Source organism: Nocardia sp. NPDC003345 (assembly GCF_053589395.1).
In genome coordinates this window covers 1-24,040 of record NZ_JBSFRU010000023.1, presented here as the reverse complement: position 1 = coordinate 24,040, position 24,040 = coordinate 1, and the positions used below count along the sequence as shown (strand labels likewise).

Annotated in this window: 25 protein-coding genes; 11 read left to right on the top strand and 14 right to left on the bottom strand. The window is 69.4% G+C overall.

Features of this window, described 5'->3' with window-relative positions; genetic code table 11:
• Positions 1–203: 203 nt before the first annotated feature.
• The 3 genes from ACWDU1_RS05085 to ACWDU1_RS05075 all read left to right on the top strand — a co-directional run bounded on the left by ACWDU1_RS05085 (position 204) and on the right by ACWDU1_RS05075 (position 2,491).
• The gene (locus ACWDU1_RS05085) at positions 204–908 is read left to right on the top strand and encodes a DUF6924 domain-containing protein (protein ID WP_449995987.1); all 705 of its coding nucleotides are present in this window, start codon (positions 204–206) and stop codon (positions 906–908) included.
• Positions 909–961: 53 nt separating this feature from the next.
• Positions 962–1,831 carry an alpha/beta fold hydrolase gene (locus ACWDU1_RS05080; protein WP_449995986.1) on the top strand — a complete coding sequence of 290 codons (870 nt, stop codon included), beginning with the start codon at positions 962–964 and terminating at the stop codon, positions 1,829–1,831.
• 147 nt (positions 1,832–1,978) lie between these two features.
• A complete protein-coding gene (locus ACWDU1_RS05075; protein ID WP_449995985.1) occupies positions 1,979–2,491 on the top strand; it encodes an anthrone oxygenase family protein in 513 nt (170 codons plus the stop codon).
• A 57-nt stretch (positions 2,492–2,548) separates the two neighbouring features.
• Here the strand turns inward: ACWDU1_RS05075 and ACWDU1_RS05070 are convergent, their stop codons facing one another.
• Positions 2,549–3,631, bottom strand: a complete 1,083-nt coding sequence (locus ACWDU1_RS05070; RefSeq protein WP_449995984.1) for a 2Fe-2S iron-sulfur cluster-binding protein — start codon at positions 3,629–3,631, stop codon at positions 2,549–2,551.
• A gap of 100 nt (positions 3,632–3,731) precedes the next feature.
• On the opposite strand from ACWDU1_RS05070, the gene ACWDU1_RS05065 reads away from it, so the two are divergent.
• Genes ACWDU1_RS05065 through ACWDU1_RS05050 form a run of 4 tightly spaced genes read left to right on the top strand, consistent with a single transcriptional unit; the run spans position 3,732 to position 7,862 of the window.
• On the top strand, positions 3,732–5,135 hold the full coding sequence (locus ACWDU1_RS05065; protein ID WP_449995983.1) for a class I adenylate-forming enzyme family protein: 1,404 nt from the start codon (positions 3,732–3,734) through the stop codon (positions 5,133–5,135).
• Positions 5,113–6,018, top strand: coding sequence for an acyl-CoA dehydrogenase family protein (locus ACWDU1_RS05060; protein ID WP_449995982.1), 906 nt, complete (start codon positions 5,113–5,115; stop codon positions 6,016–6,018). The genes ACWDU1_RS05065 and ACWDU1_RS05060 overlap by 23 nt, the downstream gene beginning before the upstream one ends.
• Positions 6,005–7,093 (top strand): acyl-CoA dehydrogenase family protein, encoded by a 1,089-nt coding sequence (locus tag ACWDU1_RS05055; protein WP_449995981.1) that lies wholly within the window; start codon positions 6,005–6,007, stop codon positions 7,091–7,093. Before ACWDU1_RS05060 ends, ACWDU1_RS05055 begins: the two co-directional genes overlap by 14 nt.
• A gap of 1 nt (position 7,094) precedes the next feature.
• Positions 7,095–7,862: an enoyl-CoA hydratase/isomerase family protein gene (locus ACWDU1_RS05050; protein ID WP_449995980.1), complete on the top strand. Its 768-nt coding sequence runs from the start codon at positions 7,095–7,097 to the stop codon at positions 7,860–7,862.
• 23 nt (positions 7,863–7,885) lie between these two features.
• On the opposite strand, the gene ACWDU1_RS05045 is transcribed toward ACWDU1_RS05050, so the two are convergent.
• Positions 7,886–9,103 carry a globin domain-containing protein gene (locus ACWDU1_RS05045; RefSeq protein WP_449995979.1) on the bottom strand — a complete coding sequence of 406 codons (1,218 nt, stop codon included), beginning with the start codon at positions 9,101–9,103 and terminating at the stop codon, positions 7,886–7,888.
• A 442-nt stretch (positions 9,104–9,545) separates the two neighbouring features.
• On the opposite strand from ACWDU1_RS05045, the gene ACWDU1_RS05040 reads away from it, so the two are divergent.
• Positions 9,546–10,220, top strand: coding sequence for a hypothetical protein (locus ACWDU1_RS05040; RefSeq protein ID WP_449995978.1), 675 nt, complete (start codon positions 9,546–9,548; stop codon positions 10,218–10,220).
• 70 nt (positions 10,221–10,290) lie between these two features.
• Here the strand turns inward: ACWDU1_RS05040 and ACWDU1_RS05035 are convergent, their stop codons facing one another.
• Positions 10,291–11,055 carry an SDR family NAD(P)-dependent oxidoreductase gene (locus ACWDU1_RS05035; RefSeq protein ID WP_449995977.1) on the bottom strand — a complete coding sequence of 255 codons (765 nt, stop codon included), beginning with the start codon at positions 11,053–11,055 and terminating at the stop codon, positions 10,291–10,293.
• Positions 11,056–11,155: 100 nt separating this feature from the next.
• On the opposite strand from ACWDU1_RS05035, the gene ACWDU1_RS05030 reads away from it, so the two are divergent.
• Together ACWDU1_RS05030 and meaB are read left to right on the top strand one after the other, a co-directional pair.
• The gene (locus tag ACWDU1_RS05030; protein ID WP_449995976.1) at positions 11,156–12,304 is read left to right on the top strand and encodes a thiolase family protein; all 1,149 of its coding nucleotides are present in this window, start codon (positions 11,156–11,158) and stop codon (positions 12,302–12,304) included.
• Positions 12,301–13,260, top strand: coding sequence for a methylmalonyl Co-A mutase-associated GTPase MeaB (gene meaB, locus ACWDU1_RS05025; RefSeq protein WP_449995975.1), 960 nt, complete (start codon positions 12,301–12,303; stop codon positions 13,258–13,260). Before ACWDU1_RS05030 ends, meaB begins: the two co-directional genes overlap by 4 nt.
• A 163-nt stretch (positions 13,261–13,423) precedes the next feature.
• Here the strand turns inward: meaB and ACWDU1_RS05020 are convergent, their stop codons facing one another.
• The 5 genes from ACWDU1_RS05020 to ACWDU1_RS05000 all read right to left on the bottom strand — a co-directional run bounded on the left by ACWDU1_RS05020 (position 13,424) and on the right by ACWDU1_RS05000 (position 17,053).
• Entirely contained in the window at positions 13,424–13,855 is a 432-nt protein-coding gene (locus tag ACWDU1_RS05020) for a VOC family protein (protein ID WP_449995974.1), read from the bottom strand.
• Between the two features lie 105 nt (positions 13,856–13,960).
• Complete coding sequence (bla, locus tag ACWDU1_RS05015) at positions 13,961–14,911, bottom strand: class A beta-lactamase (RefSeq protein WP_449995973.1); 951 nt, start codon at positions 14,909–14,911, stop codon at positions 13,961–13,963.
• Between the two features lie 161 nt (positions 14,912–15,072).
• Complete coding sequence (locus ACWDU1_RS05010; RefSeq protein ID WP_449995972.1) at positions 15,073–15,486, bottom strand: arsenate reductase ArsC; 414 nt, start codon at positions 15,484–15,486, stop codon at positions 15,073–15,075.
• Positions 15,483–16,562, bottom strand: coding sequence for an ACR3 family arsenite efflux transporter (gene arsB, locus ACWDU1_RS05005; RefSeq protein WP_449995971.1), 1,080 nt, complete (start codon positions 16,560–16,562; stop codon positions 15,483–15,485). The genes ACWDU1_RS05010 and arsB overlap by 4 nt, the downstream gene beginning before the upstream one ends.
• On the bottom strand, positions 16,559–17,053 hold the full coding sequence (locus ACWDU1_RS05000; protein ID WP_449995998.1) for an ArsI/CadI family heavy metal resistance metalloenzyme: 495 nt from the start codon (positions 17,051–17,053) through the stop codon (positions 16,559–16,561). Before ACWDU1_RS05000 ends, arsB begins: the two co-directional genes overlap by 4 nt.
• A 97-nt stretch (positions 17,054–17,150) precedes the next feature.
• Here ACWDU1_RS05000 and ACWDU1_RS04995 point away from each other — a divergent pair, with 97 nt between their 5' ends.
• Complete coding sequence (locus tag ACWDU1_RS04995) at positions 17,151–17,510, top strand: Rv2640c family ArsR-like transcriptional regulator (protein WP_449995970.1); 360 nt, start codon at positions 17,151–17,153, stop codon at positions 17,508–17,510.
• Positions 17,511–17,531: 21 nt separating this feature from the next.
• Here the strand turns inward: ACWDU1_RS04995 and ACWDU1_RS04990 are convergent, their stop codons facing one another.
• From ACWDU1_RS04990 to ACWDU1_RS04965, 6 genes are all read right to left on the bottom strand, one after another.
• Positions 17,532–18,143 carry a hypothetical protein gene (locus ACWDU1_RS04990; RefSeq protein WP_449995969.1) on the bottom strand — a complete coding sequence of 204 codons (612 nt, stop codon included), beginning with the start codon at positions 18,141–18,143 and terminating at the stop codon, positions 17,532–17,534.
• Between the two features lie 166 nt (positions 18,144–18,309).
• Positions 18,310–19,656 (bottom strand): GDSL-type esterase/lipase family protein, encoded by a 1,347-nt coding sequence (locus ACWDU1_RS04985; RefSeq protein ID WP_449995968.1) that lies wholly within the window; start codon positions 19,654–19,656, stop codon positions 18,310–18,312.
• 120 nt (positions 19,657–19,776) lie between these two features.
• Entirely contained in the window at positions 19,777–21,372 is a 1,596-nt protein-coding gene (locus ACWDU1_RS04980) for a GMC oxidoreductase (RefSeq protein WP_449995967.1), read from the bottom strand.
• A 557-nt stretch (positions 21,373–21,929) separates the two neighbouring features.
• Positions 21,930–22,349 carry a nuclear transport factor 2 family protein gene (locus ACWDU1_RS04975; RefSeq protein ID WP_449995966.1) on the bottom strand — a complete coding sequence of 140 codons (420 nt, stop codon included), beginning with the start codon at positions 22,347–22,349 and terminating at the stop codon, positions 21,930–21,932.
• Positions 22,346–23,422, bottom strand: a complete 1,077-nt coding sequence (locus tag ACWDU1_RS04970; protein WP_449995965.1) for an NAD(P)H-dependent amine dehydrogenase family protein — start codon at positions 23,420–23,422, stop codon at positions 22,346–22,348. Before ACWDU1_RS04970 ends, ACWDU1_RS04975 begins: the two co-directional genes overlap by 4 nt.
• A 35-nt stretch (positions 23,423–23,457) precedes the next feature.
• A partial coding sequence (locus ACWDU1_RS04965; RefSeq protein ID WP_449995964.1) for an acyl-CoA thioesterase occupies positions 23,458–24,040 on the bottom strand: 583 nt, incomplete at its 5' end.

Genomic DNA, 24,040 nt, shown 5'->3' with positions numbered 1-24,040 from the left:
TTGTCGATACCTCTCACCGAAACTGGGCACTGGTGCCGAGCCGGGTGATGGAGGAGAAGGATCGTCACGGGTTTGCGGTCGAAGCGCAGGCCGCCGGTCTGCTCGAGCGCGAGGCTCCAGAGTTCAGCCGGCGGTCGGTCGATGACTTCGAGCGAATCCTGCGGGCTCTGCCGGGTGTCGGCAGGGTGCCCTACCATCGCCGAATGTCTTTCACCGTGCGCCAGTGGCCTACCGATACCGGCGAACCCGAGCCGGACCCCACGCTGCGGAATACTCCGGTCGCTCATCGAGAGGTGCTCGGTCCCTGGACGTTCGAGATCCGCAGCGCTATCCCACTGTCCCCGGTCGACTGTGAACGGATAATCGCCGCTGTCGTCTCGCCGGACGGTGACGGACCGGACCCCGCGGACATCCCGGCCGATGCCGCGGTGCGGGCGGAGGCGGAGCTCACCGGAGCGCTCGGCACGGGGCGCACGCTGGACGACTTCCTCGACGATGCGTCGCTTCTCGTCCGGACCGATTTCGACGACGACGATGCGTGGCGGGTCGTGGCAGCCTTGGCGATGGCGCCGGGCGTGGGCGAGGAGGCCGAGTTCGTTGCCTCTCTGACCTGTATCGACAATCGGGAGAACGACGGATTGTCCGTCGATGCGCTGCTCGAGAGGATCGGCGACCGGCCGACCTACTTCGCCTTCCTCGCCGACGCCGTCACTCTCGGCGACCCCGAACATCCGATCCTCGCCGTCGACACCGGACCGGAGGAGACCGGTCACGAACGCGGCCGGACGGTCCGGATACTCCCGTCGGAGATGTGGGGTATCGAGAACAATCTGTCCATCGCCAATATGGATTTCCAGGACTTCGCCGACGTCGCCGACCCGGACGGTGTTTTCCGCGGCTTCGCCTGAGGGCCCGCGGCGGGGTGCGATGAATTCTCGGTGTGGAAGGCGTCTGTACCGGTATGTCGACACATACGCTCGAAGCCGCCGGTGCCGATCTCGTCTACGACGTGCACGGACCGCTGCCCACGGCCGGAGGGAAGCCGCCGCTGTTCATGATCGGGCAGCCGATGGAGGCCGCCGGTTTCCGTGCCCTCGCCGCGCAGTTTCCGGACCGCACGGTCGTCACCTACGACCCGCGAGGTATCGGGCGCAGCGTCCGTAAGGACGGCCGCGTCGATCAGACACCCGAGATTCAGGCGGGGGACGTGCACGCCATCATCGACGTGCTCGGGGCCGGACCGGTGGAGATGTTCGCGAGCAGCGGCGGCGCGGTGACCGCGCTCGCGCTCGTGGTGGCCTACCCCGATGATGTGGTCACCCTGGTGGCGCATGAACCGCCCCTGATCCCGGTACTGCCCGACGCGGCGGCCGCCGAACGGGCCCGCGCGGCGGTGACGGACGCCTACCAGGCGAAAGGGTTCGGCACCGGGATGGCGGCCTTCATCGCCATGACCTCGTGGCAGGGCGAGTTCACCGACGAGTACTTCGCGCAGCCCGCCCCCGACCCGGCCGTGTTCGGGATGCCCGCCGAGGACGACGGCTCCCGGGACGACCCGCTGCTCTCGGACCGATCCTGGGCGGTCAGCAGCTACCGCCCCGACCCCGCCGCGCTGGCCGCGGCGGGTACTCGGGTCGTCATCGCCGTGGGAATCGAGACGGGGGACGCGTTCACCGGGCGCACCGCGGTGGCGACGGCGGAGTTGCTGGGTGGACAGGCGGCCGTGTTCCCGAGTCATCATGGTGGCTTCGCCGACGGAGAATTCGGATACGCGGGTCAGCCGGAGGAATTCGCGCGCCGGTTGCGCGAAGTTCTGGACGGCCGGGAGTGAGCACGTCCAGGTGTGGACCACCGAGTCGTCCCAGGGCTGGTGGTGGTTTCGGGCCGCCGGTACGGTGACTCTGCTCGGTCGCGGATCGCGTAGCGAGTGGACGCCTCGTTCGAGGCATTCGGGATCTATTCGGACGAGGTGATTGTCATGCTCGACGGACTCCGCTCGGTCACGCTGCTCGCGGCGACCCTGGCGACCGGCCTGATGGCCGGAGTCTTCGGGATCTACGCGCTGGCGATCATGCCCGGCCTGCGGACCACCGACGACCGGACATTCATCGGTTCCTTCCAGGCCATCGACCGCGCCATCGTGAATCCGCTGTTCCTGCTGACCTTCATGGGCGCGCTGGTGCTCTCGGTGCTCGCGGCGGTGCTGCAGATCGGGGGCGGTCGCGGCTCCGTGCTCGCCTGGACCGCGGCCGCCGCGGTGCTCTATCTGGCGGCGGTCGTGATAACTGTCGCCGTGCACCTGCCGCTCAACGACGCGCTGAAGGCCGCCGGAGCGCCGGCCGAGATGGCCGACCCCGCGGCGGTGCGGGCCGATTTCCAGGAGGCCCGGTGGGTGGCCTGGAATATCGTCCGCACCGTGACGAGCACCGTGGCGTTCGCGTGCCTGGGCTGGGCGCTCGTGTTGTGGGGCAAGGCCCAGGCCGCCGGCTGATCGGCGTCAGAAGGCCGACTCCGGCCAGCCGACGTCGATGGGGAACGGGGCGAGGGCCTATTCGTAGCGGACGGTCACCGAGGGGGTGTCGGGGACGGCCTGGCAGGTGAGGATGTAGCCCTCGTCGAGGTCGTCGTCGGTGAGCGCGTCGTTGATGCGCATGGTGGCCTTGCCGTCGGTGAGTTTGGCCATGCAGGTGGCGCAGTTACCGGATTCGCAGGAGAACGGCGGGGTCAGCCCGGCTCGGCGGGCGCTCTCGAGCAGGGTTTCGCCGTCGCGCCGGGGCACCGATTTCTTCTTGCGGTTCAGGAAGATCGTGATGGTGCCTTCTTCTTCGGCGGTGGCGGCCGCGGCCGCCGGTGCGTCGGCCGGGGTGACGGTGCCGGCGGGTGCGCCCTGCCGCTCCGCGGTGTGGGCGGGGGCCGGGGCGGTGTCGGCGGGTTTGGCGGGTGTGGCGGCGCCGAAGCGCTCCGAGAAGATCCGGCCCGGTCCCGGTAGTGCGTTCTCCACCAGTTCCATGAACGGTTCCGGCCCGCAGATGTAGGCGTCGCCGGCGGTATCGGCGCCGACGAACTCGAGTACCTTGGCGGCGTCGACGTAACCGTGTTCGTCGTCGCGGTGCCGGAGCACCGTCAAGCGGCCCGGATACTTCGCGACGAGTTCGTCGAGGGCGGCCTCGAAGATCGCGGAGGGTCGGTCGCGGTCGGCACAGAGCAGCCGGACGCTGCGGCCGGTGGTGGCCAGGGTGCTCTTGGCCAGCGAGATGATCGGGGTGATACCGCTGCCGCCGGAGAAGCCGAGCAGGGGGACCTCGGCCTCGCGCAGGCAGAACCGTCCGGTGGGCACCGTCAGTTCGACCTCGTCGCCTTCGCTGAGGTTGTCGTGCATCCAGTTCGACACCGTGCCGCCGGGAACCCGTTTGACGGTGGTCATGAACTCGGTATCGGTCTCGGGCGCGCTCGACATCGAGTACGACCGGAAGAACGGTTTGCCGTCGACGGTGAACTTGAACGTGCAGAACTGCCCGGCCTGGTAGGAGAACGGCCCGTCCTCCGGTTCCAGCACGAAGGTGCGGGTGTCCGGTGTCTCCTTGACGATCCGGATCACCTTCGCGCGCCGGAACAACGGTGGTCTCGCCATGGTCGCCTCCTTCTGGTATTAAGATTCTATCCAAGCGAGAATAGTATTCTCAAATTCGGATAGGAACAGCGATGAAGTGCTACCGGATGGGGGGACTCGGATGACCGGTCCCACAGTGCTCGCCTTCGAGGACCGCGAGTACACCCGCGCCGAACTGGACGCGACGGCGGACGGTCTGGCCGAACTGCTGGCCGGCCGAGGGGTCCGGCCGGGACAGCGGGTGGCGCTGATGTCGTCCAACCGGCCGGAATTCGTGACCGCGGTGCTGGCCGTCTGGCGGCTGGGCGCGGCGGTGGTGCTGCTGAGCCCGGCGTGGAAGAGCGCCGAGGTCGCCCACGCGCTCGAGATCACCGGCGCCGAACACGCGCTCGGCGATCATCCGGTGCTGGGTGAGCTCATGGACATGCTGTCCCTGGACGAGCCGGTACCCGCCACCACCCGGACCTTCGATCCGCCCGACCCCGGCAGCGACGCGGTTCTCGTCTTCAGTTCGGGCACCACCGGATTGCCCAAAGCGGTCCGCCACACCCACGCGTCCTTCGCGGTCGCGGTGGTGCACTGGCGTGAAGCGCTCGGGCTGGGCCCCGGCGACCGGATCCAGGTGGCCACGCCGCCCTCGCACATCCTGGGCATTCTCAATATCGTCACCGCCCTGGAATGCGGGTCCTGGCTGCGCCTGCACCGCCGGTTCGACCTCGAACGGGTACTGCGCACCATCGAAACCGACAAGATCACGGTGGAGATGGCGGTGGCGCCGATCGCGCTGGCCATCGCACAGCACCCCGGTCTCGAGTCCTACGATCTGTCCTCGCTGCGCTACATCATGTGGGGCGCGACGCCGGTGACGCCCAGCGTGGCCGAGACGGTCACCCGGCGCACGGGTGTCACCTGGTTGCCGGCCTACGGGGCGAGCGAACTGCCGGTGATCGCCTGTAATCCGATCGACGGCCCGCGGCTCGACAGCGTCGGCAAGGCCGTGCCGGGCGTGCGGGTCCGGGTGGTGTCGCTCGACGACGGGAAACCGGTGGCGCCCGGCGAAGACGGGGAGATCCAGCTGCGAGCGGATTCGCTGATGGCCGGATACCTGCCCGATTCGGCGACGGCGGGCGCGCTCGACGACGGCTGGTACCGCACCGGCGATGTGGGGAATGTCGACGGCGACGGCTGGATCCGGCTCACCGACCGGTCCAAGGAAATGATCAAGGTCCGCGGCTTCCAGGTGGCGCCCGCGGAGATCGAGGCCGTCCTGCACGGGCACGACGCGGTAGCGGACTGCGCGGTGTTCGGGGTGCCCGACGGCGCCAACGGCGAGGCCATCGTGGCCGCCGTCGCGACCGCGGCGCCGGTTACCGCCGAGGAGTTGACCGCTTTGGTGGGGGAGCGGCTGGCCGGTTACAAGCGCCTGCACCGGGTGCTGTTCGTGGACGAGATCCCCCGCCTGCCCTCGGGCAAGGTGCTGCGGCGAGTGCTGAAGGAGCGTTATGGACGTCCGGCTGACGAGTGAACAACGCCAACTCCGGGACGCGGCGGCCGAATTGGCCGATGAACTCGGGCCGGGTTCGGTCCTGGACCTGGCCGACGCCACCCGCCGCGCCCGGCTGGAGAAGGCGGTATCCGGTACCGGGTTCCGCGAACTGCGCTCCGACGGCGCCTCCGGCGTCGAGGTCGCGCTGGTGGCCGAGGAATTCGGCCGCGGCCTCGTGGACGTTCCGTTTCTGGGCCCGATCCTCGCCGACGACCTGCACGGGCGTGCCGACGGTGATACGGCGTTGTGGACGGTCTCGGTGGACGGCACCGCCATCGACGCGGCCGGTTGCGACCGGGTGCTGCGCCTCGACGGCAGTACGCTGCTGGCCGGTCGGGTCGCCGGGCCCGCGTCCGGCGCCGACCTCACCCGGGCCGCGGCCGTCGCGGAAGGGCCCTGGGAGTCGCGGGGCGATATCTCCGACCGGCATCGCGACCGCTGGTACGCCCTCGCGTTGACCGCGACCTGCGCCGATCTGGTCGGCACCGCCCGGGGCGCGCAGCGACTCGCGGTCGAATACGCGAAAATGCGCGCCCAGTACGGCAAGACGATCGGCTCCTATCAGGCCGTGGCACATCTGCTGGCCGAGAGCGAGGCACTGATCGAAGGTTCGATCAGTGTGCTCTGGCACGCGGCGTGGGCGGTCGACGAACTCGACCCCGCCGAGGCGGCGCGGGCCGCGCGGATCGCCAAGATCTACGCCGCCCGTGCCACCCGCACCGTCTGTGAGACCGCGATCCAGGTGCACGGCGGTATCGGCAACACCTGGGAATGCCTGGCCCACGTATACCTGCGGCGCGCGCTCGTTTCCACCGAACTGTTTCCCGTCCGACTACAGGAGGCCGGCCTTGGACTTTCGTGATTCGCCGGAGGAAGCCGCGTTCCGGGAAAGGTTGCGCGGCTGGCTCACCGATACCGCCGGCAAGTACCCCACCTCCGGTGACGAATACTGGGCCCGGCAGGGCGAATGGCATGCCGAGCTGTACCGGGCCGGATTCTTCGGGCTGTCGTGGCCAGAGGAGTACGGCGGCCAGAATCTGGCGCCCGTCTTCGATGTGATCCTGGACGAGGAACTCGCCATCGCGGGCGCCCCGCCCCGGCCGAGCCTCGGCTATCTGATCCAGGGCCTGGGCCATCACGCGAGCCCCGACCTGTGCCGCCGCTTCCTGCCCGGAATGATCGACGGCAGCCAGCGCTGGTGCCAGGGTTTCAGCGAACCCGGCGCCGGTTCCGATCTCGCCTCGCTCACCACCACCGCCACCCGCGACGGCGACGACTACGTCATCCACGGGCACAAGATCTGGACCAGCTACTCGGATGTGGCGGACTGGTGCCTGCTACTGGCCCGCACCGACCCGGACGCGCCGCGGCACAAGGGGATCTCGGCGTTCGTCCTGTCGATGAAACAGCCCGGCGTCGAGCAGCGCCCGCTGGAGATGATGAGCGGGGTGACCACCGAATTCGGGCAGGTGCTCTTCGACGGGGCGCGGGTACCCGCCGATCAGATGGTGGGCGCGCCCGGCGAGGGCTGGAAACTGGCGATGACCGTGGTCGGGCACGAACGTGAACCCTCGACCCTCGGCTACGCCGCCCGATACGGCAAACTCGTGCGCCAGCTCGCCGCCCGGGTCGACGGGCCGCTGCCCGACGATCTCGCCTGGGCCGCCGTGCAGTCGGAGATGTTGCGCCTGCATGTGCGGCGGCGGCTGTCCGAACAACTCGACGGCGTGGTCCACGGGCCGCAGGGGTCGCTGGACAAACTGCTCATGACCTGGGTGGACCAATCGGTCGGGCATGCCGCGCTCACCGTCGCGGGTACCGCCGACGCCGAGATGTTCGGCGCCTACCTCTACAGCCGCGCCCAGAGCGTGATGGGCGGGACCTCGCAGATCCAGAAGAACATCATCGCCTCGCGGATCCTCGGATTGGGAGTCTGAAATGTACGATATGCCCGCGGAAATCGACGTCCGGGCCGAAGGCGTGCTGCGCATCGTGACGCTGAACCGGCCCGATGCCCTCAACGCGGTCGACGACGCGCTGCACTCGGGGCTGGCGCGGCTGTGGCCGCGGCTGTCGGAGGATCCCGAGGTGCGGGCGGTGGTGCTCACCGGCGCCGGTAAGGCGTTCTCGGCCGGTGGTGATTTCACCTATCTCGAAGAGCTGGGACGGGATACGGCGCTGCGGGAGAAGACCATCGCGCACGGGCGCGATATCGTGCTCGGGATGGCCCGCTGCCGGGTGCCGGTGGTGACGGCGGTCAACGGTCCGGCCGTCGGTCTGGGCTGCAGCCTCGTCTCGCTCAGCGATATCGTCTATATCGCCGAGCACGCCTACCTCGCCGACCCGCACGTCCAGGTCGGCCTGGTGGCCGCCGACGGCGGTCCGCTGACCTGGCCGCTGCACACCAGCCTGCTGCTGGCCAAGGAATACGCGCTCACCGGCGCGCGAATCTCCGCCGAACGCGCCCGTGAGATGGGCCTGGCCAACCATGTGGTCGCCGATCCGCTGGCCGAGGCGCTGGCCTGTGCCAAAAGGATCGCCGAAATGCCCCGCCAAGCCGTGGAGGCCACCAAGCGGGTGCTGAACATGCAGCTCGAGAAAGCTGTTCTCACCAGCCTCGATTACGCCCTCACGGCCGAATACCAATCGTTCCAGACCGACGATTTCCGGGCGACCATCACCCGGCTCACCTCCGGTAAGAAGTAGGCCGCGGGCGCGGCGGCGCGCGCTCAGGCCGTGCCGTCGCGCCAGTCGGTGGGAGTGAACTGCTCGGTGCGGATCCGGGCCTCCGGGATACCGTGCTCCAGCAGCGCCCCGCGCACCGAAACGAGGAATCCGGCCGGACCGCACAGCAGGAACTCGGCATCCGCGGGCAGGTTCAGGGCACCGGGATCGACCCCGAAATGGGTGTTCCCGCCTTGTTCGCTGTAGTGGAACTCCAGGGTCAGGGCGGGGAGGCGCGGGACCAGCCCGAGCAGCCGGGTGCGCAGCGGGACGGTATCCGGTGAACGGTCCGCATGGGCCAGCAGTACCGGCCGGCGCGGGGAGTCGACGGCCAGCTGTTCGAGGATGCCGATCATGGGCGCGATCCCGATACCGGCAGAGAGCAGGGCCAGCGGCGTCGTGGCGGCGGGATCGACCGTGATATCGCCGAAGGGCAGGGTGACGGTGAGCGCGTCGCCGGCCCGGATCCGATCGTGCAACCAGGTCGACACCTCACCCGCCGGAAGCCCCGGCTCGCCGTTCACGCGTTTGACCGCGAACGTGAGGCGTCCGCCCCCGGACGGGCCCACCAGGCTGTATTGCCGCAGCTGACGCGCGCCGTCGGGCAGATGCCCGGCCACCGAGATGTATTGCCCCGGCGCGAATCCCGGGAGCGGCCGGGACGGGTCGGCGGATTCGACCGTGAATACCGCGACGCCGGAGGGGTCCTCGTGCCGGTCCACCACGACCGCGTCCCGGAGGACGTCTCCGGGAGCGGTGCCGGCGGCCGCGTAGAGCTCGTTCTCCCGCTCGATGAGCGCGCCGGCCATCAGCCAGTAGACCCGGTCCCATGCGGCGGCGACGGGTTCGGTGACGACATCGGCGCCCAGCACGGCGACGATCGCGGCGAACAGATGCTCGTGGACCACCTCGTACTGCTCGGCGGTGACCCCGAGTGAGGCGTGTTTGTGGCCGATCCGGGCCAGTATCGAATCCGGCTGCGGCGCCGCGGGATCCACCAGGCGCGACGCGAAGTGCGCGATCGACGCGGCCAAGGCGCGCGGCTGGGATCCGGCGGCCTGATCGGCGCGGTTGAACAGGTCGCGTCCCAGTGCGGGGTGCCGGTCGAAGAGGCCGCGGTAGAACACCTCGGTGATCTCGTCGATATGGGCCCCGATCAGGGGCAGGGTGGCGCGCACGATTTCGGCGTGCTGTCGATCGAGCGCGGGGAGCGCGGTGCTCATGTGCGGGTCCCTCCAACCATCGGCGTGCTCGCCCGCTGCCTGGTCGTTCGACCATATGAGGCGAGTATCTGCGGTTACATAATCACCTATATGGCCAGCTTCTAGGACTGGAATCGATAGAATGAGTAATAACTTATCGTTCCCGGTTCGAGCCATCTCCGCCGATATCGCCGATCGTGGGGGTGATGTCCGGTTCTCCTGTGGCAGAACGAGCCGACGAACAAGCCCGCACCGCGGGCATGCCGGTGACCTGGCTCCCGGCGAAGGTGCGCACGGCGGATATCGCAAGGCGTGCGAAGCCCGTCCCGTCCCGTCCTACCCTGACCCGATGCCCGGAAGTTGCCGGCCGGGAGCGAAAAGCGTAAACCTGGCTATCCAGCATGGTTTATTCGGGTTTGCCGAACCGGCTACGGCCGGAGGGTGGGAGTGCGAAAATCGGTTCGTGTCCGACTGGTTCGCCATAGCAGCCGACCCGGTTCCGTCCGGTTCCTGGTGGCGGGACGTCCTGACCGTCGCCGCCCCGCTGGCGATCGTGCTCGCCGCGTGGACCGGCGGCCGGTACGCGACCGGGCGTGCCCGCCGCGCCCCGTACGAACGTCTCGACGCGCTCGTGCAGGTCCGGGCGCACTGGCCCGAGGGGCTGGAAGGGCGGGACTCCCTGGATCGGTCGGTGGCCTACGCGCTGGCGCAGATCCGGCAGCTCGAAGGGGATACGACCCATCTCGACACCTCGCCCAACGCGCTGTGGGCGGACTATCACGTAGCGCTGGCGTATCGCCGGTTCGCCTACCTGCGTGCGGTATTCGGCGCGGCCGCACTGGTCTTACTGGCGGCGCTCGGTGCCTGGAGGCTGCCGCTCTGGCTGGATATCGTCGAAACGTACGGTCGCCGGGAGGTGCTGCGTACCGTCTACCCGCTGGCGGTTCTGCTGCTGGGTGCCGTGGCGGTCGTCGCGGTATCGCTGTGGGAACTGCATCGTCTGCGGCACCGGGCGGACCTCGGCGCGTTGCGGAAGGGTGCGCCGAGCCCCGCCGAGGCCCCTCGGGATATCGAGGGGGCGCAACGCCGCCCGGATGTTCCCGAGCCGGCTCGTCGGGGCGTCGCCGGATCGGCATGACGCGGTGAAGCTCCGTTCGGCCCGCCCGCGCGCCGGACCGGCCCTGCTCGCTCGTCTTACGCCCGCTGGGTTACTTCGGCGGGAACCGCAGGGCGCCGTCGAGACGGATGACCTCGCCGTTGAGGTAGTCGTTCTCCACGATCGACTGCACCAGCTGGCCGTACTCCGGGGAGCGGCCCATCCGCTTGGGGAACGGAATCTGCGGGGACCAGTACTGTTCGAGCTGGTCGGCGGCCTTGCCGTAGGCCGGGGTGTTGAAGGTGCCGGGCGCGATGGTCACCACGCGGATGCCGAGCGGGGACAGGTCGCGGGCCGCGACGAGGGTCATGCCGATCACGCCGCCCTTGGCCGCGGAATAGGGGAGCTGGCCGATCTGGCCCTCGTAACCGGCCACCGACGCGGTGTTGACGATGACCCCGCGCGACCCCTCCTCGGTGGGCTCGGATTCCGCGATCGCCGCGGCCGACAGTCGCATCACATTGAAAACCGCGACCAGATAGAACTCGATGGTGGTGCGGAACCCGTCGAGCGGCAGCGGGGAGCCGTCCTTGCCCACCAGCCGGCCGCCGGCCGCCGGCCCACCGTGGGTGTCGACCGAGATACGCAGCGGCCCGAGTGATTTCGCTTCCTCGATGGCGGCCCGGACCGATTCCTCGCTGGTCGCGTCGGTGTGCACATAGCGGATACCGAGTTCGTCGGACAGTTCCTTGCCCTTGTCGTCGGCCACATCGGCCACCACGACCTTCGCGCCCGCGGCGTGCAGCCGGCGGACGGTCGCCTCGCCCAGCCCGCCCGTGCCGCCGACGACGATCGCCGAACTACCTTCGATCTGCATAGCGCTACCCTCTCTTGCGATTCTCGCTCTCAGATTGAGAGAATACTATTCTCATGTATATAGGCAAGATCGTCGACGTGGCGGAAACTGGAGTGAACTGATGCCTGAAGCCGTGATCGTATCCGCGCTGCGCACCCCGATCGGCACCGCCGTGAAGGGCACCCTGCGCGAGACCACCGCATTCGACCTTGCTCACCACGTGGTCGAATCGACCACCAAACAGCTGGAAACCGATGCCCCCATCGATGACCTGATCCTGGGCGAGGGCCGGTACGGCGGTGGTGTGATCGCGCGGCACGCGGCCGTCACCGCGGGGCTCACCGGTGTGCCGGGGCTGGCGCACAACCGGCACTGCGCGGCCGGTATGGCCGCGGTGCAGACCGCGGCGGCGGGTATCCGGGCAGGGATGGACCGGCTGGTACTGGCCGGTGGGGTCAACGCCGACTCCACCGCGCCCAAATCGCGGTTCCGGGTGGGCCCCGACGAATGGGCCGATCCGTGGACCTCGCCTTCCCATCCCGACCGGCCGGACGCGCCGAACCTGGATATGTCCATCACGGTCGGCTGGAACGCGGCGGTGAAATCGGGCATCTCGCGCGCGGATCTGGACGCCTGGGCGCTGCGCTCGCATCAGAACGCGATCGCCGCGATCGACGAGGGCCGCTTCGCCGACGAAGTGGTCCCGATCGACACCCCCTTCGGGCAGTTCGCGGTCGACGAGCACCCGCGCCGCACCACCACCCTGGAAAAGCTCGCGTCGCTGAAGGTGCTGCACCCCGAGATCGAGGGATTCTCGATCACGGCGGGCAATGCCGCCGGCGCCAACGACGGCGCCGCGCTGCTCACCGTCGCGAGTGACGAGCTGGGATTGCCCGCGCTGGCGACCATCCGGTCCTGGGCCTCGGTGGGCGTGGACCCCGCCGATACCGGGCTGGCTCCGATCGAGGCCATCACCAAGGCCGCGCGTAAGGCCGGTATCTCGCTGGGCGAGGTGAAACTGTTCGAGATCAACGAGGCGTTCGCGTCCGTGCCGATCGCGGCCGTCCGGGCCCTGGATCTGGACCCCGCCCTGGTCAACGTCAACGGCAGCGGCTGTTCGCTCGGGCATCCGGTGGCGGCCACCGGCGCCCGCATGATCGTCACGACCATCCATGAGCTGCGCCGCCGTGGCGGCGGTCTCGCGATCGTCGCCATGTGCGCCGGTGGCGGTATGGGCTCGGCGACGGTACTCGAGGTCGCCGCACCGTGAACGCGAACGGTGCCGCCGGGGACGGTGGACGATCCCCGGCGGACCTGATCACCGCCGCGCGCGCCGGATCGGTGCGCGCGGCGGGACGCCTGCTCACTCTCATCGAAGGCCCGCGCCGGGCCGAAGTGCTGGAGTTGCTGGCGCCCGCGACGATCCGGGTGGTGGGCCTGACCGGTCCGCCGGGCGCGGGCAAATCCACCACCGTCGCGGTGGTGGTCGGCGCCTATCGTGCGCGTGGACTGCGGGTGGCGGTTCTGGCCGTGGACCCCTCCTCGCCCTACAGCGGCGGCGCGCTACTGGGTGACCGGATCCGGATGGCCGCTCATATCGACGACCCGGACGTGCTGATCCGTTCGATGGCCACCCGCGGCCATCTGGGTGGGTTGTCGGCGGCGGTACCCGCGGCGATCCGCTTGCTGGGCGCGCTGTCCTACGACCTGGTGGTGGTCGAATCGGTGGGTGTCGGGCAATCGGAGATCGAGATCGCCGCGGTGGCCGATCCGACGGTGGTGGTGCTCACGCCCGGGGCGGGCGACGCCGTGCAGGCCGCGAAGGCGGGCCTGCTGGAGGTGGCCGATCTCCTGGTCGTGAACAAGGCCGACCGTCCGGGCGCCGATCAGACGGTGCGGGAACTGCGCGCGGAATCCCATGTCCCGATCCTCACCACGGTGGCCGCCGAGGGGACCGGCATCCCGGAGCTGGTCTCCGCGATCGACGAACACCATCGCAGCGACACTCGGGACCGCCGCGCCGCCCGCGCCCGATCGCAGATCCTGTCGCTGGCCCACAGCCGGCTACGCGGCCATCCCGAACTCGACCTCCTCGCAGATGCGGTGGCGGCCGGGCAGTGTGATCCCTATACCGCCGCCGAACTCCTGGCACCGCCCCCCACCGAATTCGAGATGCCCGCCGCGGAGCCGGTTCCGGGGGCACCCCGGAATCCGCACGACCGCTAGCGAGTGTCCTCGAAGTCGGCGCGGTCGAAGTGGCGGTTCGATTCGATGGTTGGTCGTGGCGTGTAGGCATGAGTCGACCGAGGATCAGTGGCGTGCGAAGGAGATATCGCGGCGCGGCGCCGGTGCGAGCCGATTCCGCACCGGCGACCACACCCGCTTCCGCTCAATCGAGACAGAACTCGTTGCCCTCGACATCCCGCATGACGAGGCACGACTCGTTCACTGCGTCGGCGGTCAGTAACCGCACGCGTTGCGCGCCGAGCGCGAGCAGTCGCGTGCATTCCGCTTCCAGGGCGGCCAGGCGTTCGTCGCCCACGAGGCCGGTGCCGACCCGCACGTCGAGGTGTACCCGGTTCTTGGCGACTTTGCCCTCGGGGACGCGCTGGAAGTACAGGCGCGGGCCCACTCCGGTGGGGTCGGCGCAGGCGAAGGACGAACCCCGACGGGCGGGCGGTCGTGACCGATCGAAATCGTCCCAGGTGGGAAACCCCTCGGGTACCGGCACGGCATAACCCAGCACTTCGCACCAGAAGCGGCCGATACGCTCGGGTTCCGCGCAGTCGAAGGTGATCTGGACCTGCCTGACCGTCGCCATCGGCCCACCCTAGATCCGCTTCCGGCCATCGGTCCCCGGAGCATTCGTCCTGCGCGCAAGGCTTGACGCGCCCGGCCCGCGGCGAGCCGCCCGGAGGGCTCGGCGTTACTGCCCGGCTCCGAGCGCTGTGACGGCGGCGCGGGCGGCAGCGGCCACCAGGTCGTTGTCCGGCGCGGCATCCTGTTCGGATTTGGTGGTGAGCACCGCGATCACGAGCGGGGCCCGTCCCGGCGGCCAGGCCACGGCGACATCGAGGGCGGAACCATAGGCCGGGGACCCGGTCTTGTTGCCGACGGTCCAACCGCCCGGCAGCCCCGCGCGAATCCGGTTGCCGCCGGTCGCGCTGGCGACGAGCCACGAGGACAGTTGTTTACGTTCGGGTTCGGCGAGCGTATCGCCGACTACGAGTGCCCGATAATCGGCGACCAGGGCCGCGGGGGTGGTGGTATCGCGTTCGTCGCCGGGGATCGCGGTGTTGAGTTCGGTTTCCCAGCGGTCCAGCCGCGAGGTGTCGTCGCCGAGGGTCCGCAGGAACGCGGTGAAGCCCTCGGGGCCGCCGAGGAGTTTCAGGATCTGGTTGCCCGCGGTGTTGTCGGAGACGGTGATGGCGGCCTCGCACAGGGCGGCGACCGTCATCCCGGTATCGGCATGCTGTTCGGTCACCGGCGAGTTGGCGACGAGGTCGGTGCGCGGGTACCGGATGACCTGGTCGAAGAATCCCGACGAGAGCGGATGTTCATGCAGCAGGGCGCCACAGGCGAGCCCTTTGAACGTGGAGGCCATCGGGAACCGCTCGCCGTCCCGGTAGGCGACGCTGCGGCCGTCCGCGGTATCGAGCGCGAACACCCCCAGCCGGGCCCCGTGTGCCGCTTCCAGATCCGCGAACTGCGGGGTCGCCCCAGCCTGCGTGGTCGTGCTGATCGGTGTGGTCGCGGCGGTGGTGGTGGGGTCGGCATCACAGGCGGTGGCCACCGAGAGCGCCGAAAGGGCCAGCGCGGCGGCAGCGAATCGGCGGCGATCGAAGGGTAGGAGCTGGGCGAGTACGGAGAATTTCACCGTCGCAGCACACCATCGCTGCGATGGCCGTGACCAATACCGGGCCTCGCCGTTCGCGAGTCGCACTCGGTATCGTCGCAGTTCAGCGGCCTACATGAGTACCAGTCGTCGCCTTCGACGCTCGGGGGCGCGGTGCCGGCACGGGGTGCCGATGTCGGTGACTACCGTGCCGGTCCGATACCGAGCTCGGTGAGCAGACCTCGCACCCGGTATTCGATATCGTCGCGGATCCGGCGGACGGTCGCGATATCGGCGCCTGCGGGATCGTCGAGTTCCCAGTCCAGATAGCGGGTTCCGGGGTAGTAGGGGCAGGTGTCGCCGCAGCCCATGGTGATCACCACATCGGAGGTCTCCACCGTGGCGGCGGTCAGCACCGCCGGGTTCCGGGCCGAGATATCGATTCCGCTCTCCCGCATGGCCTCGACCGCCACCGGGTTGACCGTGGCCGCGGGCGCGGTACCGGCGGAGCGGACGTGGACCCGGTCGCCGGCGAGGTGAGTGAGGAACCCGGCGGCCATCTGGGAACGCCCGGCGTTGTGGACGCAGACGAACAACACACTCGGAACGGGACTCATCGAACGGGGGCCTTTCGACGGAGCGGCGCGGCGGTGAAGCGGCGGCGCAGGGCGAGGGACAGATAGACCAGGGCCAGCAGTACCGGGACTTCGATCAAAGGCCCGACGACACCGGCGAGCGCTTGGCCGGAGGCCGCGCCGTAGGTGGCGATCGTGACGGCGATGGCCAGTTCGAAATTGTTGCCCGCCGCGGTGAACGCCATCGTCGTGGTCCGGGCGTAGCCGAGCCGCAGCGTCAGGCCGAGGACGATACCGCCGCCCCACATCAGCGCGAAGTAGATCAGCAGCGGTACCGCGATCCGCGCGACATCCACGGGCCGGGCGATGATCTGCTCGCCCTGAAGTGCGAACAGGACCACGATGGTGAACAGCAGCCCGTACAGGGCCCACGGCCCGAGTTTCGGCAGCAGCCGGGTCTCGTACCAGTCCCGGCCCCGGTGCCGCTCGCCGATCCGGCGGGTGAGATATCCGGCGGCCAGCGGGATCCCCAGGAATACCAGCACCGATACCGCGATATCGGCCGGGGACGCCGCGATCGTGGTCTGTGCCAGGCCGAGCCATCCCGGCAGGACCGAGAGGTAGAACCAGCCCAGAGCCGCGAACATGACCACCTGGAACACCGAATTGATCGCGACCAGGACCGCGGCGGCCTCGCGGTCTCCGCAGGCGAGATCGTTCCAGATGACGACCATCGCGATACAGCGGGCGAGTCCGACGATGATCAACCCGGTGCGGTACTCGGGCAGATCCGGCAGCAGCAGCCAGGCCAGCGCGAACATCAGTGCCGGTCCGATCACCCAGTTCAAGGCCAGCGAACCGAGCAGTAGCGGGCGGTCGCCGGTGACGGTGCCCAGGCGGTCGTAGCGGACCTTGGCCAGCACCGGATACATCATGATCAGCAGACCGGCCGCGATCGGCAGCGAGATCCCGTCCACCTCGATCACCGACAGGACCGTACCGAAACCGGGTACGAGCCGCCCGAGCGCCAGCCCCGCGGCCATGGCGACCCCGATCCAGACCGGCAGCAGCCGGTCCATCATCGGCAACCGCGGGGCCGGTGTCCGCGCCGCCGTCATCGGGCGGTGTCACCCGCCGGGGCGCAGCACGCGGTTTCGGACTCGCCGCGGCCGCCGGTGCCGCAGCAGGCCTGCGCCGCTTCGGCGTCGGAGACCGGCGTGGCCCCTGCGGCGGTGCCGAAGGACTCGGAATCGGCGAGCACGGTATAGACCTCCCAGCGCTCCTGCCCGGGGCCGGTGACCCACACCTTGTCCTGGGTGGCGAAACAACACGTTGTCGCGATCTGCTCCTCGGTGAACAGCCCCGCCTCCGACAGGCGGGCGATCTCGGAGTGGACCTTCGCCGATGAATCGACCTCGACACCGAGGTGGTTGAGGTTGCCGCCCCGGCCGGGATTCTCGATCAGCACCAGTTTCAACGGAGGGTCGGCGATCGCGAAATTGGCGTAGCCGGGTTTCACCTTGGCCGGCGTGGTGCCGAACAGGGTGGAGTAGAAGCCGACCGCGGCGTCCAGATCCTCGACGTCGAGTGCGAGCTGTATCCGGGACATCATGACCACCACCTGTGTGACATATATCGAATTGCTGACGACGGTCAGTCTGCCACCTTTTCGACATAAGTCAATATCTGCTGGTAGGATGATCTGCATGCCCAAAGCGCTGCCCGTTCTCGATATCACCGCCCCCGTGTGCTGCGCGCCCGTCGCCGCCGGTCCGGTCGATGACGAGGCCGCTCTCCACGTCGCGCTGCGGCTCAAGGCGCTGGCCGACCCGGTCCGGGTCAAACTCATCTCGCTGCTGCTCGCCGACCCCGACACCGGCCGCACCGGCGGTGATCTCGCCGCGGCGGTCGGGTTGTCGGAATCGACCGTCAGCCATCACCTCACCCAGCTCCGCAAGGCCGGATTCATCGACTCCGAACGGCACGGGATGAGCGTGCTGCACCGGGCCCGCCGGGACGCCCTCACCGCACTGTGCACCGTCCTGGACCCCAACTGCTGCCGCTGAGGCCGCCGACCCGGGTCGTGGTCATACCAGCGTGTCGACCGCCGGCAGCAGTTTCGCGACCTGGGCGAGGCAGTGGGCGATATGGCCGATACCTTCGCCGAGTCCCTCGATGACCAGGTCGTATTCCGCCGCGCCCGTGGTGTTGTGGAATGGCCCCGTGGAGGTGCTCGCGGCGAACTCGGCCGGGCCCGCCACCGCTATGCGGTCCCGCGCGCGGCGGTCGCCGAGGGTGGTTCCGACGAATCGATGGGCGGCGTGGGTGCAGTCCTGTATCGCTTCGACGGCGATGAGAAGTTCGTCGGGCAACGCGATGATGTCGTGCACGGCGGCGAACTCGCCGGTGACCTCCATATGTTCGACGGTGAATTCGAGGAGGTAGGCCAGGCGGTACAGATCCGCCCGGCGGGGCAGTTCCTCGCCCTCGGAAGCGGCGATCGCGCGCAGGGCCCGGGCGTCCCGCGCGCCGGCGCGGCTCGCGGCGCGCAATCTTTCCCGGATGTTCCTCGGGTCCGCCGGTGGATTCCCGAACTCGGCCAGGATCGCCGCGCCGTCGACGGTATGAGCCGTCAGGCCGGCGAATTGCCGGCGGAGCCGGCGCATCGATGTTCTCCGGGCCTCGGAGTTCGGTTCCATCCGTGTTCCCCCTCCGCTTGCTCTCGCGCGGAATCCGGGACGCGAATTCCTCCGCGGCCGGATCGCAGCCTCGGCTCGTCCGGGCACGAGAACGGTCAGATCATAGTAACTATGTTACTTTCCTGGGCGTGACCCGGCCCGCTCCCGGGAGTGCCGTTTTCGGACGTCAGCAGTGTGGATCGGGGGCGATCGCGGTGAGGTCGACGGCGTCGGCCATGGCCCGATAGCCGGCCGGGTTCGGGTGGAGGCGATCGGGACTGGAGAGGTCGGCTCGCAGAACCGACGGGTTTCCCGGATCGCGCAGCGCGGCATCGAAGTCCACGACACCGTCGGTCAGGTTCTGACCGCGGATCCAGGCGTTGATCTCCTGCCGGTGCCGTTCGCTGTCGGGAGTGAGCAGGACACCGTCGACCACGGCGTCCGAGGCGGGCAGCAGGGTTCCCAGCCAGATCTTCTTCCCGGCCCGGCGAGCGGCATCGATGAGCTTTTCGTACCCGGCTATCACCTGGGCGGCGGTCGCCGGCGGCGGCAGCCCGAGGTCGTTGATGCCCTCCTGCACCAGAACCCCGCTCACCCCTGCCTGATTCAGGGCGTCACGTTCGAATCGGGCGACGGCGCTGGGGCCGAACAGTAGCGGTTCGCCCCCGGTGACCACCCGGTTGCTACCGATACCGGCATTGACGACGGAGACCGGAATTCCCGCGGCATCCAGCCTGCGCTGCAGGAAATCCGGGTACCGGCTGTCGGTATCCGCCACCGCGCGGTCGACCGGTACCCCCACCGGCGTACTACCGACGAAACCATCGGTGATGGAGTCGCCGAAGGCCACCACGGCATGGGTGCCCGCGGGCGCGAGGACGTCGAGGGCGTGGACGTAGAACCACGATCCGGTCTGTTCGGTGAACCGGTCCGCGTCCGCCGCTTCGGTGAGGTCCCCGGTGCCCGCGGGCGCGAAATACGAGGTCGCGTTGGCATTCCAGTGTTTGGTGGGCGGACCGGCCGTCCCGGCGACATGAATGCTGACGGCCAGCGGTCGCGCGGCGGTCACCGCGAACGGCAGCGGGTCGCTGACGATATCGCCGCCCGCGGGTACCGTGACCGCCCGGCGCCCGTCGAAGCCGACCGCCCGGATACCGGCGGCGGCCGCGCCCGTCGTCTGTTCGCCCACGGTGACCCGGTCGAAGGTGACCGGCCCCGCGCCGAAGCGGTTCGTCAGGTGCAGGCGAACCTGTGTACCTCCGAAGTGCGGCGTCACCACCATCCGCAAGGTCTGGTCGTCGACCACCAGGGGCACGGGGGTGCCGGCGGCGTCCAGCGGCGTCAGCGAATCGGTGGGGCTCGCCGTCCACGATGCGACGAACCGGTCTCCGGCGCAGCCGGAATCATCGGGCCGTGCCCCGGCGGGCGCGGACCCCGCGAGCACGGTCGCCGCGACCACGGCCAGGACCGCGCTCAGCGCCGCGGGAGCGGTCGCCGGCCGCCGGTGTGGCCGGCCGGAATCGTTGGTCCTCACTGGCGAGTCCCCTCAGGTCGTCTGCCGCCGGGTACGGCGGATGGTGTCGGTATCGGTGGTGATGGCGGGCCACGGGTGCGTATTTGCCGGTCGAGTTCGCGACGGCACGGCCGTCGCGGGTCAGATGAGGCTGCCGATATCGCGGGCGACGATATTGTCGAGTGCGCGTTCGGCGACGGCGGCGATGGTCATCGAGGGATTGCAGGCGGCGGTGTTACCGGGCATCAGGGCGCCGTCGAGCACGTAGAGCCCGGGCTGGCCGTGGACGCGGCCGTCGAGATCGCAGACCGGCCCCATACTCGCGCCACCGAGCGGATGCCAGGTAGAGGGGAACAGGGTGTTCGTATCGAGCAGCATGCCGTCGGGGCCGGCGATCCCGCGGACGGCGGGATCGATGTGGTTGTTCTGGATACCGCTGTCACCGTCGGCGGGCCAGTGCAGGATCGCGTCGTCGTGGGCGGGGTCGTAGGTGAAGGTGCCACGGCCGGTGCTGACGCCGTAGCCGACCATGATGGTGCTGCGCGGATCCAGCGACAGTGGTGGGATCGAGGCCTGGATGACGGTGAACGCGGCGTGCGGGTCGTCCCAGTTCTTGCTGCCGTAGACGACCGGGCCACCCTGGGGTGCACCGAATTCGGCGGACGGGTCGGTCCAGACGTAGATCCGGTCGGCGTTGGTGCCCCAGCCGCCGCCGAGACCGTCGGGCAGATCCCGGATCAGGTCCTTGGCCGCCGCCCGGACCAGCAGCCGGGTGGTGTTGAGGCTGCCCGCCGCCATGATCAAGGCGGTGGTGGTCAGGATCTTGTGCTCGAGCACGGCGCCGGTGGTGTCCAGGCGCCGCACATGCACGAGCCAGCGGCCGTCGGGCGCCCGTTCGACGTCGGTGACCTCGTGCAGGGTTTCCACCCGTACCCGCCCGGTGGCCTCGGCGGCGGCGATATAGGTGACATCGACGGTGTGTTTGCCGCCGTTGTTGACGCCCATGGCGCCGTCGCCGTTGGTGTAGGAGGGTTTCATCTCACCGCGCAGCTCGGCCAGGGCGTAATCCCAGTCGATCGGCATGGGAATCTTCGATACGGGCAGGCCCGCGGCCCGGGCGCGGTCGGCGAACAGGCGCGCCACCCGGTAGTTCTCGGAAGCGATCAGGTCGTCGGGGGCTTCGGCGAGGCCGAGCATCTTCGCCACCCGGGGGTAGTGCACCCGGTCCATCAGCGCCCAGTCCAGTTCCTGCGGGAAATGAGTGTTGAACACCGCCTCGGTGGGTTGTAGCGACATACCCTGGTAGACGAGCGATCCGCCGCCCAGACCGGCCGCGCACAAGGCGGTCATATTGGTCCCCTGTACGGCTTCGACCAGGCCGGTGTAGGGCTCGAACAGCAGCGGCCGCCCGAACAGGTTGGGGCTGGAACGGCACCAGAGCAGACGTTTGTCCGGGGCCGACGCGCGCGGAAACGTCTCGGAGTCGGGTCCGGTGGGCCAGCGCAGTCCCCGTTCGAGCACGGTGACCGGCACCCCGGCCTGCGCGAGCCGCAGCGCGCTCACACCGCCGCCGAACCCGGATCCGATCACGACGACGCGGTGCTCTTCCCGGGTCAGCGCAACGCCACCGCCCTGCGGCGCGGCCTGCGCCCGGGCGTGCGGCAGCCGAGTGCCGGCGAGGGCGGTGGCGCCCACGGTGAGACCGGTCAGCAGGGACCGGCGCGATAGATGGGGCATCAGTGAAACTTTCGGGTGTCGGGGATCCGGCAGTCGAGCGCGATCGCGAATCCGGCTCGTTCGGTGGGCGGCGCGGACCGGGCCGGTGGTCCGAATCCGGGAAGGCCGGAACCGGGTGCCGGCGAGCAGTGCGCTCAGCGCGTGCCGGATGCCGGAGATCGGGGTGCCGGGCACTCGCCCGGCCGGTCGGCCGCCGGATCGGCGAGGACGCCGGATTCCGGCGCTCGGAGACCGCCGAGGTGATGGCGGAACATCGGCGAGGTCTGTGAGGTGTACGACATCGCTCGTAGAAGGTAGCGAGCGCCACACCCGAACGGAGTATCCGGGTTACTGGCGTCGGTGGACGTGCGGTGTGCTGCGGTGAGCGGTCGGTCGGACGCGGTGAACGGTTCCGATGAGTCGTTTTCGGTTGCGGTACCGATACTTCCGGCCGCGGATTGTGACATCACCCAAATGCGTCGACCGGGGGTGCCGGTGAACGTACTATGCGCCCGCTCGCGGGCCCGCGGAAGGCCCGCCCGGTGTCGTACCGGGCGGGCCACCGCCGGATCGGCCGGTCAGGAACCGTCGGCGGGCCGGAAGTCCATATGCAGCCGGGTCAGCCGGGACGAGCGGATGAGCCAGTGCCCGCCGGTCTTCACATAGGTCTCGTGGTAGTGGCCGAAACCGTGTAGCCGGCTGCCGTCCGGCCAGATGAGGCGGTCCTCCATGGCCCAGATACCGGTGGCCTCGGTTTCGGAGGTCACCTCGAGTTCCGGCGTATGACCGTGGTGCACGGTGATCACCGCACCGATCCGCTCGGTGAGGAAGGCGAGGAAGGTATCGGCGCCGGTGATGACCTCCCCGCCCGAACCGGAGACATCGATGACGACATCGTCGTGGAACACCCGGCGGAATCCGTTCCAGTCCTTGGTGTCCATGGTGCGGAAGTAGCGCCCTTTCAGGCTGCGCAGCGCCTCGTGGTCGTGCATGGTCATCCCAGGGTCGCGGTGATCGGCGGCAGGTCCAGCACCGTGCGGATACCCGGTGGCGCCGCGCAGACGTGGCGGACGGCGTTCACGGCGCGGTTGGCGGTGTAGGCGGGGGAATGCTCGGCCATCCGGTCGAGCGGGAACGGGAACACCATATCGATCTCCAGCGGCGCGTCGCCCTCGACCGAGATGTGCCAGCCCGTGGGACGGATGTCCCAGCCGGTCTCGGCGTCCGCGCCGCAGTGCCAGACGGCCTGGAAACGCACCACGTCCCGGCCCTGCCGGACGCCGGTGATCGTGATGCGCTGGGCCGCCACGGTTCCCGCGGGGATGGTGCCCGCCGCGATCTCGAAGGTATGCCCGGCGGTGGCCACTTCGCCGGTCGCGGTGACCTCGTCGAGTGGCAGCCCGAGACCGTCGGCGAGCAGGCGCAGCGACGGTCCGAAGCTGTTGCGCAGATGGTCGAGCCGCCATTGGGCGAAATCGCCCGGCGGACTGCCGAATCCCATGATGTCGAACAGGATCGCGGGTGAATCGCGCCGGGACAGGTCGGCGTATTCCTCGATGGTGAGCAGATCCAGGCGGCGTTGGATCGAGGACAGCACCATCGGCACGGCCTCGGTGATGAAACCGGGACTGCTTCCGGTGCTGTGGATCGAGGTGCCGCCGCTGGCGCAGGCCGCCTCCACCCGGGCCCGGACCTCGGGGTCCATGCTGCCCGGATGGTGGAACAGGCCGCAGGTGGTGACGATATTCGTACCGGCCGCCAGGATCCGGCAGATCTCGTCGATATCGGGGGTCTGCGGCATGTACAGCACGCAATCCGGCGGATCACGCAGGATCTCGCCGATATCTCCGGTGGCCCGGATACCGGTCGGGCTGTCCAGACCGCACAGTTCGGCGGCGTCGCGGCCGTGCTTGTCCGGGCTGTGCGAATACAGCCCCGCAAGGGTGAGTTCCGGATGTGTGGCGATCGCGCGCAGGGCCCGGGCGCCGATGGTGCCGGTCGCCCACTGCGCCACCCGGTGACCCGCGGCGGAGTCCAGGGCGGTGGGGGAGGTGAGGGGTTTCGGGTCCATCGGGCTCTCTGTCCGTAGTGCGGGGACCGGGAATATCAGGGACGGAAGCGGAGCAGGGCTTCCTGGGCGAACGACGCCACCAGGGTGCCGTCGGCGGTGAGCACATCGCCGCGGCCGAAGGCGCGTCCGTGGGCCATGACCAGACCCTCGTGCCGCAGCAGCAGCCAATCGTCGCTGCGGAAGGGGCGATGGAACCACAGGGTGTGGGAGGTGGTCGCCGAGGTGAACTCGGTGCCGTTGCCGCTGTGGTCGAAACCCTCGACCGGGCGCAGCACCGTGCCGATCACGTTGAGGTCGGTGGCGTAGGCCACCAGGCCGGGCGCCAGTTCCGGGCCGACCTCCGGGGTGCGCATCCACAGGTCGTATTCGGCGGGCCCGGCGGCCTTGTCGTTCAGATCGGTGAGAGACCGGGTCTCCCAGGGGATCAGGCCGATCTCCACGCGCCGGTCCGCGCCCGGTACCTCGGGCACCGCGGGGATCTCCTGGTTCTCGCGGCCGTCCTCCATCGCCGTCATGGACACCAGCGCGGTGGCGATCACATCGCCCTTCTGGCGCGCGACGATGGTCAGGGTGGCGAACGAACGGCCGCGGTGCTGCGGCTGCACCACGTAGTAGACC

Coding starts and splice junctions, on each gene's coding strand:
- ACWDU1_RS05085 (WP_449995987.1), top strand. CDS start 204: ATGTCTTTCACCGTGCGCCAGTGGCCTACCGATACCGGCGAACCCGAG.
- ACWDU1_RS05080 (WP_449995986.1), top strand. CDS start 962: ATGTCGACACATACGCTCGAAGCCGCCGGTGCCGATCTCGTCTACGAC.
- ACWDU1_RS05075 (WP_449995985.1), top strand. CDS start 1,979: ATGCTCGACGGACTCCGCTCGGTCACGCTGCTCGCGGCGACCCTGGCG.
- ACWDU1_RS05070 (WP_449995984.1), bottom strand. CDS start 3,631: ATGGCGAGACCACCGTTGTTCCGGCGCGCGAAGGTGATCCGGATCGTC.
- ACWDU1_RS05065 (WP_449995983.1), top strand. CDS start 3,732: ATGACCGGTCCCACAGTGCTCGCCTTCGAGGACCGCGAGTACACCCGC.
- ACWDU1_RS05060 (WP_449995982.1), top strand. CDS start 5,113: ATGGACGTCCGGCTGACGAGTGAACAACGCCAACTCCGGGACGCGGCG.
- ACWDU1_RS05050 (WP_449995980.1), top strand. CDS start 7,095: ATGTACGATATGCCCGCGGAAATCGACGTCCGGGCCGAAGGCGTGCTG.
- ACWDU1_RS05045 (WP_449995979.1), bottom strand. CDS start 9,103: ATGAGCACCGCGCTCCCCGCGCTCGATCGACAGCACGCCGAAATCGTG.
- ACWDU1_RS05035 (WP_449995977.1), bottom strand. CDS start 11,055: ATGCAGATCGAAGGTAGTTCGGCGATCGTCGTCGGCGGCACGGGCGGG.
- ACWDU1_RS05030 (WP_449995976.1), top strand. CDS start 11,156: ATGCCTGAAGCCGTGATCGTATCCGCGCTGCGCACCCCGATCGGCACC.
- ACWDU1_RS05020 (WP_449995974.1), bottom strand. CDS start 13,855: ATGGCGACGGTCAGGCAGGTCCAGATCACCTTCGACTGCGCGGAACCC.
- ACWDU1_RS05010 (WP_449995972.1), bottom strand. CDS start 15,486: ATGAGTCCCGTTCCGAGTGTGTTGTTCGTCTGCGTCCACAACGCCGGG.
- arsB (WP_449995971.1), bottom strand. CDS start 16,562: ATGACGGCGGCGCGGACACCGGCCCCGCGGTTGCCGATGATGGACCGG.
- ACWDU1_RS05000 (WP_449995998.1), bottom strand. CDS start 17,053: ATGTCCCGGATACAGCTCGCACTCGACGTCGAGGATCTGGACGCCGCG.
- ACWDU1_RS04995 (WP_449995970.1), top strand. CDS start 17,151: ATGCCCAAAGCGCTGCCCGTTCTCGATATCACCGCCCCCGTGTGCTGC.
- ACWDU1_RS04990 (WP_449995969.1), bottom strand. CDS start 18,143: ATGGAACCGAACTCCGAGGCCCGGAGAACATCGATGCGCCGGCTCCGC.
- ACWDU1_RS04980 (WP_449995967.1), bottom strand. CDS start 21,372: ATGCCCCATCTATCGCGCCGGTCCCTGCTGACCGGTCTCACCGTGGGC.
- ACWDU1_RS04975 (WP_449995966.1), bottom strand. CDS start 22,349: ATGACCATGCACGACCACGAGGCGCTGCGCAGCCTGAAAGGGCGCTAC.
- ACWDU1_RS04970 (WP_449995965.1), bottom strand. CDS start 23,422: ATGGACCCGAAACCCCTCACCTCCCCCACCGCCCTGGACTCCGCCGCG.